This window comes from Dactylosporangium sp. NPDC051087 (assembly GCF_055586325.1).
Window position 1 is genome coordinate 91,512 of the sequence record NZ_JBVJIJ010000035.1, and the last position, 10,491, is coordinate 102,002.

At 71.0% G+C, this 10,491-nt stretch carries 16 protein-coding genes; all 16 read left to right on the plus strand.

From position 1 onward, the window contains the following. Positions 1 to 90: 90 nt before the first annotated feature. The 16 genes from ACZ6TV_RS46465 to ACZ6TV_RS46540 all read left to right on the plus strand — a co-directional run bounded on the left by ACZ6TV_RS46465 (position 91) and on the right by ACZ6TV_RS46540 (position 10,330). Complete coding sequence (locus tag ACZ6TV_RS46465; RefSeq protein WP_465306483.1) at positions 91 to 291, plus strand: hypothetical protein; 201 nt, start codon at positions 91 to 93, stop codon at positions 289 to 291. A 59-nt stretch (positions 292 to 350) separates the two neighbouring features. Beyond that, entirely contained in the window at positions 351 to 869 is a 519-nt protein-coding gene (locus ACZ6TV_RS46470) for a hypothetical protein (RefSeq protein WP_465306485.1), read from the plus strand. Then, complete coding sequence (locus ACZ6TV_RS46475; protein ID WP_465306487.1) at positions 866 to 1,111, plus strand: hypothetical protein; 246 nt, start codon at positions 866 to 868, stop codon at positions 1,109 to 1,111. The genes ACZ6TV_RS46470 and ACZ6TV_RS46475 overlap by 4 nt, the downstream gene beginning before the upstream one ends. Before the next feature lie 2 nt (positions 1,112 to 1,113). Continuing rightward, entirely contained in the window at positions 1,114 to 1,371 is a 258-nt protein-coding gene (locus tag ACZ6TV_RS46480; protein ID WP_465306489.1) for a hypothetical protein, read from the plus strand. Further along, positions 1,355 to 1,627, plus strand: a complete 273-nt coding sequence (locus ACZ6TV_RS46485; RefSeq protein WP_465306491.1) for a hypothetical protein — start codon at positions 1,355 to 1,357, stop codon at positions 1,625 to 1,627. Before ACZ6TV_RS46480 ends, ACZ6TV_RS46485 begins: the two co-directional genes overlap by 17 nt. A 241-nt stretch (positions 1,628 to 1,868) precedes the next feature. Further along, positions 1,869 to 2,465, plus strand: a complete 597-nt coding sequence (locus tag ACZ6TV_RS46490) for a hypothetical protein (protein ID WP_465306493.1) — start codon at positions 1,869 to 1,871, stop codon at positions 2,463 to 2,465. A gap of 116 nt (positions 2,466 to 2,581) precedes the next feature. Next, positions 2,582 to 3,922: a hypothetical protein gene (locus ACZ6TV_RS46495; RefSeq protein WP_465306495.1), complete on the plus strand. Its 1,341-nt coding sequence runs from the start codon at positions 2,582 to 2,584 to the stop codon at positions 3,920 to 3,922. Continuing rightward, positions 3,919 to 5,052 carry a PD-(D/E)XK nuclease family protein gene (locus tag ACZ6TV_RS46500; RefSeq protein ID WP_465306497.1) on the plus strand — a complete coding sequence of 378 codons (1,134 nt, stop codon included), beginning with the start codon at positions 3,919 to 3,921 and terminating at the stop codon, positions 5,050 to 5,052. The genes ACZ6TV_RS46495 and ACZ6TV_RS46500 overlap by 4 nt, the downstream gene beginning before the upstream one ends. 78 nt (positions 5,053 to 5,130) lie before the next feature. After that, positions 5,131 to 5,667, plus strand: a complete 537-nt coding sequence (locus tag ACZ6TV_RS46505) for a hypothetical protein (RefSeq protein ID WP_465306499.1) — start codon at positions 5,131 to 5,133, stop codon at positions 5,665 to 5,667. Between the two features lie 391 nt (positions 5,668 to 6,058). Beyond that, on the plus strand, positions 6,059 to 7,108 hold the full coding sequence (locus tag ACZ6TV_RS46510; protein ID WP_465306501.1) for a hypothetical protein: 1,050 nt from the start codon (positions 6,059 to 6,061) through the stop codon (positions 7,106 to 7,108). Further along, positions 7,105 to 7,863 (plus strand): hypothetical protein, encoded by a 759-nt coding sequence (locus ACZ6TV_RS46515; protein WP_465306503.1) that lies wholly within the window; start codon positions 7,105 to 7,107, stop codon positions 7,861 to 7,863. Before ACZ6TV_RS46510 ends, ACZ6TV_RS46515 begins: the two co-directional genes overlap by 4 nt. Beyond that, the gene (locus ACZ6TV_RS46520) at positions 7,860 to 8,219 is read left to right on the plus strand and encodes a hypothetical protein (RefSeq protein ID WP_465306504.1); all 360 of its coding nucleotides are present in this window, start codon (positions 7,860 to 7,862) and stop codon (positions 8,217 to 8,219) included. Before ACZ6TV_RS46515 ends, ACZ6TV_RS46520 begins: the two co-directional genes overlap by 4 nt. Before the next feature lie 4 nt (positions 8,220 to 8,223). Next, the gene (locus ACZ6TV_RS46525; RefSeq protein WP_465306506.1) at positions 8,224 to 8,733 is read left to right on the plus strand and encodes a hypothetical protein; all 510 of its coding nucleotides are present in this window, start codon (positions 8,224 to 8,226) and stop codon (positions 8,731 to 8,733) included. Positions 8,734 to 8,781: 48 nt separating this feature from the next. Continuing rightward, entirely contained in the window at positions 8,782 to 9,249 is a 468-nt protein-coding gene (locus ACZ6TV_RS46530) for a hypothetical protein (RefSeq protein ID WP_465306508.1), read from the plus strand. Between the two features lie 81 nt (positions 9,250 to 9,330). After that, entirely contained in the window at positions 9,331 to 9,915 is a 585-nt protein-coding gene (locus ACZ6TV_RS46535) for a hypothetical protein (RefSeq protein ID WP_465306510.1), read from the plus strand. Positions 9,916 to 10,036: 121 nt separating this feature from the next. Continuing rightward, the gene (locus tag ACZ6TV_RS46540; protein ID WP_465306512.1) at positions 10,037 to 10,330 is read left to right on the plus strand and encodes a hypothetical protein; all 294 of its coding nucleotides are present in this window, start codon (positions 10,037 to 10,039) and stop codon (positions 10,328 to 10,330) included. Positions 10,331 to 10,491 lie beyond the last annotated feature (161 nt).

Here is a 10,491-nt window from a genome sequence, read left to right on the forward strand (position 1 = left end):
GACTTGCATGTTTCCCTGGTATGCCCTAGGGTAGTGAGTGAGGGCGGGACCTGGAACCCCCGCCCCACCCGCAACCCGAAGGAGGTCTTGATGACCAAGACGCTGGAGCAGAAGATCCCCCCGGCGCCTGAGCTGAACTGGGCGGAGGCCACGCCTTACGACCAGCTCTCTCACGCGTTCGACCTGGGCGTGTACGACCAGACGCACGGTCGCGAGAGCGAGCGTTTCGTCCTGGCCGACATCTGCATCCGGAGCCGCTACCTGGCGGGCCGGGCCAGCGTCACCAGCTAGCACACCGGGCCGGGCAGCTCACGGGCTGCCCGGCCCTTCTCTCGATAGAGGAGCAGCACGTGAGGAGCAACAACAGGCGGCAGGCGCTGGCCGCCGTCGAGAGCCCGTGCAGGGCGTGCCCCTGGCGCACCGAGAACCACAGCAAGCGGCACCCCGACGGCTGGTACACCAAGGCGAACCTCCGCCGGCTGTGGGCCGGGCTGCGCGCCGGGAACCCGATGTCCTGCCACGCCACCGACCCGGACAACGAGGTCTCCGAACGCGCCCAGGCGGCCGGGTACCGGCCCGCCCCGGCCGGGACCACGCCACGGGAGTGCGCGGGGGCACTGGTGCTGGTGCAGCGGGAGGTGCAGATCCTGGACTCCGTCCACCACGGGAACGTGGCCGCGTACCTGCGCGCCCGGCCGCTCGGGCTGAACCGCGGGGGCCTGATGAGGATCGTGGCCCGGCTGATGTTCGGCGGGACCCCGCTCGGCGGCCCGGTGATGACCAAGGTGGACCTGTCGGCGCCGGTCAGCTACGAGCCGCTGACGTGGGACGAGGCCGCCGTCAAGTCCACACAGGAGGCCGCGCCGTGAAGGTCCACGTGGTGCGCCGGATCCAGGAGTTCCCGCCCCCGGCGCACGGGGTCGGGGACCACGTGATCGTGGCGTGGATGGCCACGAAGGTGCCCGGCGTGGTCACGGTCGTAACCGACGACCGGCAGCGGTCCGGCGACGCCCGCGCGCTCGCCTACACCGTGCAGCACAAGATCGGGCTGGCGTACGTCGGCGCCGGCGACATCGAGGCCGCGCCGCGGCCGCACTCCCAGGAGGTTTGATCATGGCCGACTTCAACGACGCCGCAGCTGGCCCGCAGTTGCTGGTCGTCGTCGCGGCTCCCGACGCGCCGATCATGGACGAGATCATGGACGACGTCGAGGGCGGCAAAACCCGGTGGGGGCTGGTCATCGGCGACGAGTCCACCACGGGGATGATCGTGCACGGCACGCTGCCCGAGCTGCTCGACGTCGCGCAGCGCGCGGTGGACGACGTCAAGGCGGCCATGCGGGAGGTGAGCACCCGTGGGGCCCGTGGCTGAGTGGGTGATGCTGGGCCAGTACCCGGGCACGCTGACGCCGGAGCTCCACGGGCCGGACGCGGAGTTCTGGGAGCGCGTGGCCGAGCGCGGGTGTGACGGGCGGGCGCCGGTGGAGAGCTACAACCCGCGCCGCGACTGGGCGGTCACCCTGGGGTCGGAGGACGGGCTGGTCATCACCGGCCCGCTGGAGGTCCTCCAGGCGGAGATCGGCAAGCTGTGCCAGCTGGTGCAGCGGGGGGTGCCGACCCCTGAGTGAGGGTGCGCGGAGCGCACCTCGAGGGAGTGGACCGGCGGCCATCAGGCCGCCGGTCCTTTCGTTGTCGATCACGGGCCGTGTCGCGATAACTGCGACCTATAACACGCGATACCGACTTGAGTGTTTCCCTGGTAACACGTAACATGGTGTGCGGGCGGGGCATTCCGCCCGGACACCCATTCCCAGAAGGACGATCATGCAAACCGCGACGATGGAACTGGAGCCCGAAGTGGCAGAAAAGGTGTCAGCGGCTGAACGCCGCCGGCGAGAGAAGCTGCTGAGCTCGTCCCGGCCGGTCCGGGTGCCCGAGGGCGCCAAGATCCTCGGGATCTCCGAGAACCGCTTTTACCAGCTCATGGGCAACACCCGTGAGTGGCTGCGCACCGGCGCCGACCCGAAGGCGTTCGACGGCACCACGATGACGCCCCCGGCCACCACCCCGTGCGGGCCCGAGGAGGTCGGCGGCATGCCGACGTTCGGGTGGACGGAGGGTGAGCTGTACGCGTACGGCCTGCGGTACCCCGAGCGGCACCCGCGGCTCAAGCCGGACCTGACGCCGCAGCGGGTCCCCGGCCCCGGGCGCGCCCCGGGCGGGAAGAACACCGTGGAGACCGAGGCAACCCGCCGCCTGCGGGAGAACATGCAGGTCATCGTGGACCTGTACGTCAAGGCGCGGAAGGCCGGCGAGGCGGACGCGCAGGCGCGGGCCACCGTGCTGGAGAAGTACAACGCCCGCCCGGGCGCGGAGCAGGTCACCGCCAACTACGTGTACCGGACGCTGCGCAAGGCCCGTGACCGCGAGGAGCACGCGCGTAAGCTGCGCCCCTTCGACGTGTAACGGCCCGGAAAACACCCGGGCCGCTACCCCCTTGATGGACTGTCGCGCGAAGTCTGGAACCAGCGCGAGCAGACCAGGGGTAGCGGCCACCTTCCCGAAGGAGCACCAGCAGCACCATGACCTCAGCCACCGCGCCAACAGACTCCCTTGAGGGGTCCGACGATAGCGCATCTGTCCACCCCCCGTCGACCCAGGACACGCACGACGACGAAACCGAGCACGACGACAACCACGCCGGCGAGCTGGACGGTGAGGCCGACCCCGACCCGGCCGCCGCCGGTGACCCCCGCAAGGCATGGTCCGAACGGGTCCAGGAGATGGCCCGGATCGCCCTGTCCCCGGTCAAGCTCGGTGACGTCCTCCGTGGCCGGTTCGAGACCTGGCTCCACGACGGTGACGCCTGGTGGAAGCACGCCGAGCGGCTCGCGCTCGCGCGGACCACGATCCCCCGCATCTACCGCGGCAGCCCCGGTGACATCTACACCGTCATCAGCCACGCCGCCGCCCTGGACCTGCCCGTCGCGGTGTGCCTCCAGCACCTGTACTTCTCGCAAAACGAACGTACGTACGGTGAGGTCGGGCTCAAGGTCGTCCTGAAGAACGCGCTGCTGCTGCGCGCCGGCTGGCGGGTCGCGCTGCTGTCGCCGCCGAACAACGGCCGCAAGTGCGTGATGCGGCTGCAGCGCCCGGACGGGTCGCTGACGCCGCAGACGGTGTTCCACATCCTGGAGGCCCGCCGCAACTACCTGCTGACCGGCAACGCCAGCGACGTGTGGCAGCGGGTGCCCTCGGACATGCTGTGGAAGTCGTGCCTGGACCGGGCCACCCGCCGGTTCGCCGCTCACCTCGTCAACGGGCTGCCGTCCCCGGAGTCCCTGGACCTCCCGGTCGCCCTTGATGACGGCATCGAGTCCGTCGTCTTCGACGACAACCCCCAGGTCAGCGAGGAGGTCACGGCGTTCCTGGCCGGGCTGGACGGCAAGAGCTTCCAGGAGATCCGCCAGATGCTGGCGGTCGAGGCACCCGCGCGCGGGATCCAGTTCGCGTACGCCGGGACCGACGAGCACGGCGCGCACCAGAACGTGGAGGAGGTCCTGTTCGACGCCGGCGAGATTGCCCGCCACCGCGAGACCCAGGCCGCCGAGCAGGCCGCATCGGACACTGTCGGACACCCTCAGACACCGTCGGACACTGTCGGACAGCCCGGCCCGGAATCTGGTCCGGATTCCGGTCCGGACGCTCCGGAATCCCCGGAATCTCCGGAACCCGCAGGTCAGCCGGTCAAGGTGGAGAACGACTTCGCCGGACGCGGGGTGTGGCCTTGCGGATGCACCGCGATCCAGGTATCGACCCTCGGCGGGCACCGCCCACCGGGGACGAACGGCCCCGACGATCCCGGCTGTGTCCGGTTCATCGCCCGGGAGCCGCGGCGGCCGGGGAAGCGGGGTGCGAAGTGATCCGGGGTGCCGTGCTCGACGTGTTCGGCGCCAACGAGCTGGCGCGCGTGGTCGGCGACCACACGAAGCCGCTGCTGCCGCCGCTGTACGCCGACAGTGCGCTGGCCGCCGGCGAGACCATCGCCCAGGCGGTGCCCAAGGCGTTCCTGGCGGAGACCGCGGCGGGCAAGGAAGGCCGGGACGCGACCCGGATCAGCATGTCGAACTGGGGCGGGTGCACGAGGTTCGCCGCCTACAGCGTGGCCGAGGTCGACCCTGACCGGCAGTTCGACCCCGCGCTGGTCGTCGACGAGGCCCGCGCCGCGCACCTCGGCACTGGGACCCACCGCTGGTTCCTGCCCCGGCTGGCCGAGCAGTTCGACGGCGCCCAGGTGGAGGTCCCCGTCCGGCTGAACGCGATGGGCATCCTGCTGTCCGGGTACGTCGACCTGCACGTCCCCGGGGCCGCCGTGGACCTGAAGACTACCGGCCAGTACATGCTGACGTCGGTCCGGCGCCAGGGCGGCCCGAAGGGCGCGAACCGGCTCCAGGTCATGTCGTACGGCGTGGCGCTGATGCAGCTCGGCATCGAGATCCGCTATGTCGTCTGGCTCTACATGGACCGCGCGTCCGGTGAGAGCACGGTGATCGTGGAGAAGTTCACGAACGCGCACGTCCAGCAGGTGTTCGACCGCGCGGAGGACCTGCTGCTGTACGCGGACGACCCCGACGAGGCCCCCCGCGAGGAGAACGGGCCCGGCTTCTCGTTCGTGTGCGACCGGTGCCCGTTCCTGCGCCGCTGCTGGGGCCAGGACGCGATCCCCGGGGTCAAGATGTCCCGCGCGAAGGCGCACATCGCCCGGGACGACCCCGAGGCGATCGCCAAGATCGAGCACCTTCTGCAGCTGCAGGAGGCCGCCCGCGAGCTGGACATCGAGATCGATATCGCGAAGGCCGAGCTGGGCCGCACCCTCCCGGGCCGGTACGGGCCCTATCGGCTGTGGTGGACCGGTGGCCAGGAACGCGTGGACATGGCACAGATGAAGCTGGACTTCGAGCGGGGCGTCGCGCCCGGCACGAAACCGCCCATGATGCGCACCCGTGGTGCGCTGAGGATCGAACTGATCGGTGAGGAAGTGATGGTGCTGTGAAGACCCTGGAGCAGATGGCCGCCGAGGTCCGCACGGCGGGCGCACAGTGACCGACGCCACCACCGCGGCGGCGGCCCCGTGAGCGCCCGCTACCAGCTGTGGCTGCCGGACGAGCAGGCGGCCGTCCGGCTGTCGCGGCTGGACCTCGGCCGCGGGCTGTGGCTGCGCCGTGCCGGCAACAGCGCCCGGGTGCAGCTGCGCCAGGACGTGCTGGAGGCGCTGGACGAGCTGCCCCGCGGCGCGCCCGGCTGCACCCAGGTCGACCCGGCCGGGGTGACCACGCTGTGGTTCGAGGGCTCCTGGTACCGGCTGTGGCGCTGTGGGTGGGGCAACGTGTGCGGCTCGTACGCCGGCTACACGATGCACACCAAGCAGCAGAGCGAGCGGTGTGAAGCGTGCCGGGAGGCGAACCGGCTCAAGGCGGCGGAGCGGCGGGCGGCGAACGGGGCCAGCGTGACGTCGCGGGAGGCGGACAAGGCGCGTGGGCAGGCGTACCGGACGCTGGCGAAGCTGTACCCGGACGAGTTCCGTCGCCTGTACGAGGAGTCGCTGTCGCAGCTACGCAGCGGGGTCAAGACACGCCCGTCTGCGGGATCCAATGGCGTGGCGGCTTGACCTGGGATCCTGCCGTGTTACCGGCGAGTTGCACTCCGGGCAACGTAGCGGGCACGGATTGAAGGGTTTACCATCACGAACGGCAGCGAAAATGATCGACAAAACGCTTCGGCCCCCGGCTTGGGGGCCGGGGGCCGAAAGAAGCAGTTGACCAAGAAGAGGTGATACGCCTCGCGAGCCTGGTTGGGACCCAGCTCGCGATTGACCACTTGCGCAGTGATTTTGCCTTCAGACGACGACTAAACCTGCTCTTGGTGTTCCTGCGGGGCAGCAATACATCCGTCAGTCTAGCGTTTTCGCCTGGGCAGCGCGAGCGCTGGACGCTGGATTCTGCCACGATCCGTAGCACCAAAGCGGGTGGAAATGGGTACCCGCTATGACAAACCGGACAGTGTCCGGCCGCACAATCGACGGACGCCGTGTGCGTCTGCCGGTTCCCCTGCTCTACTCCAGCCACCACTCAGCGCTCGCGGTCGCCGCCTGGGCGCTGCTCGACATCCTCAGCGGACCCGGCCAGGACGTTCACGCGTCCCGCCAGTGGATCGCCGACCGGCTCGGCGTGTCTGTGTCCGGGATCTCCAAGGCCCTCGCCGCGCTCACCCACGAGCACCAGGGCCAGGACGACCTGACCCCGGACTCGCCGGCGTGGGCGACCTCCCGGCACCGGGGCAAGAAGCTGACCGCGGCCCGGTCCGTCATCAAGGGCGTGCCGTGGGTCGACGTCCCGGAGTGGACGATCGGTCTCGACGCGCCCCTCATCCCGCACCAGTCGTGGCGCCTGTTCGTCGTGCTGCTGCACAAGGTCCACCCGGTCACAGGGGTGTGCTCGCTCTCCCGTGCCGAGCTGGCTCAGCTGCTCGGGGTGCGGACGGACTCGATGACGAAGCTGATGGCGCCGTTGCTCGAGCACGGCATGGTCGTGACCTCGGGCGGGCAGAAGACGGGCAGGACGACGCAGATCGTCCCGGTCCTGAAGCCCGGCCTGGAGGGCAAGGTCGAGGCCCTCGGGGTCCTGTACTCCCAGGCCATCCCGGTTGTGGATAACCCCGCCGAAATTGTGGATGCGGATGGGGATAACTCAACGGAAACTGTGGATAACCGGGGTGAAGGTGACCCCTCTGAAGGAACGACACCTAACCCCCCAAAGGGTACGGCAGGTGACCCCTCCCAGGGCATTTCCACAGGAGGCCCGCACTATCAGTCCCCTTCTAAGAAGACCCGTCGTCGTAGTGCGCGCGACTCCGCCGCTCCGCGGCGCGCGCACAACGACGGGACACACCACCACGGCTCGCTCCGCATCGCCGACGAGCACGACACCGGCCGCTGGTGCGGCAGGTGTCTGCACCCGAACCACCGGATCGTGCTGCACCCGGAGACCGCACTGCCGACCGGCGATCCCTGTCCGTGCGCTCCACACATCGAAGGGCGTGACGTCGCATGACCGTTCGCACGGTAAACCCTGAGGTTTACAACCACCTGGAGCCGTCCCCGCGACCGCCGGTCCCCAGCCGCGTCCAGGCGTACGCCGCCGCCGATCGGATCTGCCAGCGCCGCGCCGACCACCGCGACCCCGACATCGGCCGGATCACCGATGACCTGCGGCTTCTCGTCGACCACGTGATCCACCGGCGCCGCGTGCCCCCGGAGGTCCTCATCGCCGACGCCGTCGACGCCATGATCATCCGGCAGTGGCTGGCGGCCGAGATCGACGGCCAGGAGCACGGCCTCTACCAGCTGCTGCGCGAGGAGCCCCCACGCGGCGCCGGCCTGTCCTGGGACGACGTCGCCGCCGAGGTCGGCCACTCCGGCAAGCAGGCCGCCCTGCAGGCTGCCCTGCGCGCCGAGGCCGCGTTCTACCGGTTCCCCCGCAGGCACGCGAACTGGCGCCAGGTCCTGCGCCGCGCCGCGGCGCACATGGCCGAGCAGCAGCGCCTCCAGAGCCGGGTCCAGGCCGCGGCCGCCATGCTCCTGCGCAGCCGGGACAAGCTGGGTCCCGCGTTCGATGAGGACCTGGACCACCTGGCCGAGCTGTCCCGGGAGACCCCCACCCGCTACCTCGTACTGGCCGCCCGCGTGCGCCAGGTCCTGCGCGACGCCCTCAACGGCCACCTGCTGGACCTGGTGTTCCGCGCCTACCTCGCCGGCGCCTATGACGAGCTCCGCCTCCCGCCCGACCAGCAGGAGGCCGCAGCATGAGCACCGGCGACCCGCACCCGGGCCCCCGCCCCTGCCCGAAGAAGTGCGGCGCCCGCGTGGCGCTGTTGCGCGTCCAGCGTCACGCCGGCGACAAGGACGGCGGGAGCGCAGCGTTCGACACCGAGCCCATCGCCGCCGCCGACGTCGACTTCACGCACGCGGAGCAGCACGTGCTGCAGGTGGTCGGCCGGACCGGCGCCGTCTACGCACAGCCGGTGCCGTCCCTGACCGAGGAGGAACGCCAGCTGGTCCGCAGCGCGGTCCGCCTCCACCACTGCGAGCCCCCGGCGGCCCCGGCCGCGCCCGTGCGCCGCCGCAGGGTGCAGCGCAGGGTGCCGGCGTCCGCGAGGCGGTGACCGGATGCCCGTGGTGTCCAAGCCGTTGCCGTGCCGGGCGTGCAGGACCCGGGTCCAGCACGCGGAGGCCATCGGCGGCGTGGTCGTGGTCGAGGTCGGCAGCGATCCGCACGGCGACGTCGTCATCGACAGGCGGCACGGGCGGCTGCTCGCCCGGATCAAGGACCCCGGGGAGGAACCGCCCCGCGGCGCCACCCGGCTCACCCGCCACCGGTGCAGCGGCGCGCACGGGGCCGCCACCGTGCCGCCGCCGGCCCCGGCCGCCGTGCCCGCGCCGGACCTGGCCCCGGACGTCGAGGCGGCCGCGAAGGCGATGGGCGTCGACCGGGCCGAGTTGCTCGCGATCGCCGCGTTCGTGGACGTGTTCGGCGCGGAGAACGTCGAGATCCTGGGCCGCTACACGCGTTGCCACGGCGGGTGCGGCACGGAGGTCAAGATCGGGCCGGACGGCGGAGGGGCGCTCTGCCCGACCTGCCGGGAGCAACAGCACGCGCGGCCGAGACGCAAACGGTAGACGATCGGCATAGGTTGATCGTTCGGGAGCAAACGGGAGGCAAGCAGCATGACCGCAGGCACCATCCGTACAGCACCATGGCCGCGGCGCCCGGCCGCCGCGGCCAGCACGATCGGTGAGGTCGACACCGTCAGGATCGAGCAGGGCAAGGTGGCCGCGATCGTCGGCGAGGTCGAGGACACGACCGGCCACCGCTTTCGGCGGAGGCTGGAGGACGAGCTGGGCCAGCGCAGCGTCGGGCTGCTGATCTCGCGGGCCCGCCGGCGTGCCGCCCGGGAGGCTCGGCGCCGGGCTGTGCGGGCGGCGAACGCCCTCGAGGTCGGCTCCGCCGTGGTGTTCCTGGCGACGCTGCTGCCGACCCTGGCGTGGCTGCGGGACGCGTCCACGCTCGGCGTGGACCCGGTCTCGGAGTGGCTCGTGCTGGCCGGGTGGAGTGCGGCCACCGGTCTGTGGTGGGCGGCGCTGCGGGTCGCGCGCCACACCCCCACTCATGCTCAAGCAAACACACAAGGCTGACTTGCACCTTTAAGCGCGAGGGGCTAGCGTAGGTGGTGCGAGGCGGTACTGGAACCCCGCCCCCACCCCGAAGGAGCAACGATGACGGCGGTCCTCATCGGCGACGTGCGCATGAGCTTCGAGATGCAGCCCCTGGGCATCTACGGCGCCCCGGTCAACGGCGGCAACCACTACGCCAACGCCGACAGCATCGAGGGTGCCCGCGACTTCGCGGCCCGCGTGCTCGCCGGCGACGGCCGGTACCTCGGCTACCAGCTGACCGGCGTGTCGATCGACGGCCGCGAGATGCGGTTCACCGGCGGCGGCTGGGCCCCGACCGGCCACGGCTACAGCCACGAGGTCATCACCAACGGCGTGCCGGTCCAGCCCCGCCCCGTCCCCGCCCCGTACGTGCCCCCGGCGCCGGTCTACACCACCGGTGAGGCGGTGCTGGAGATCCACATCTGCGAGCAGCGCCGCAGCTACCTGGTGACCTTCGTCGACGATGCCCAGGCGGTGGCGTGGCTGACCGACCGTCAGGCCACCCACGCGTTCCTCCAGCTGGAGGACCAGGTGTTCGACCCGGCCGAGTTCCCCGCCCTCTACGAGTACCTGCACCCCACCTGCGAGCACGGCCTGTCCGCAGACCTGTGCGCCGGGCCCGGCCACTACCCGGCCGACATGTGACCCTCCTCACTACCCCCGTCCGGAGAAACACGCGATAGACACTTGCGTGTTTCTCCGGACGGGGGTAGTGTCGTTCCTGTGAGGCGGTACTGGAACCCCGCCCCCACCGAAGGAGCCCACGATGAACGCGACCGCCAACCCCACCACCACCTGCATCGACTGCGGCGAGGCGGACGCCCCCTACAACGTGCTGGCCCTCGGCGACGAGGTCTCCGTGGAGCGCATCCACGAGGCCTGCGCCTACCGCGTGGTTGACGCCTTCCGCCGGGACCGCGCGGAGGCCCTGCGCAACGCTGACACCACCTGGTGCCGCGGCTGCGGGACCACGGACCCGGCCGCCGACGTGCAGCCCGTCGACCTGGGCATCGAGACCGGCTACGGCTGCAAGGCCTGCCGGAACCAGCACGGCCACTGACCCGCGGCACCCGGCCCGCCCTCCCCGGGGCCGGGCCGGGTGCCACCTGTCCCTGAAGGAGCACCGATGACCAGGATGCTCTGGCGTGGGGGGGGGGGGGGGGGGGGTGGTAGGGGGGCCACCAATACTCGGAACCCATGGCAACAACTACACCCATCACC

Excerpts from the sequence above, each read along its gene's own strand:
- ACZ6TV_RS46480 (WP_465306489.1), top strand. The coding sequence starts at position 1,114 with ATGGCCGACTTCAACGACGCCGCAGCTGGCCCGCAGTTGCTGGTCGTC.
- ACZ6TV_RS46520 (WP_465306504.1), top strand. The coding sequence starts at position 7,860 with ATGAGCACCGGCGACCCGCACCCGGGCCCCCGCCCCTGCCCGAAGAAG.
- ACZ6TV_RS46535 (WP_465306510.1), top strand. The coding sequence starts at position 9,331 with ATGACGGCGGTCCTCATCGGCGACGTGCGCATGAGCTTCGAGATGCAG.
- ACZ6TV_RS46530 (WP_465306508.1), top strand. The coding sequence starts at position 8,782 with ATGACCGCAGGCACCATCCGTACAGCACCATGGCCGCGGCGCCCGGCC.
- ACZ6TV_RS46540 (WP_465306512.1), top strand. The coding sequence starts at position 10,037 with ATGAACGCGACCGCCAACCCCACCACCACCTGCATCGACTGCGGCGAG.
- ACZ6TV_RS46515 (WP_465306503.1), top strand. The coding sequence starts at position 7,105 with ATGACCGTTCGCACGGTAAACCCTGAGGTTTACAACCACCTGGAGCCG.
- ACZ6TV_RS46495 (WP_465306495.1), top strand. The coding sequence starts at position 2,582 with ATGACCTCAGCCACCGCGCCAACAGACTCCCTTGAGGGGTCCGACGAT.
- ACZ6TV_RS46465 (WP_465306483.1), top strand. The coding sequence starts at position 91 with ATGACCAAGACGCTGGAGCAGAAGATCCCCCCGGCGCCTGAGCTGAAC.
- ACZ6TV_RS46525 (WP_465306506.1), top strand. The coding sequence starts at position 8,224 with ATGCCCGTGGTGTCCAAGCCGTTGCCGTGCCGGGCGTGCAGGACCCGG.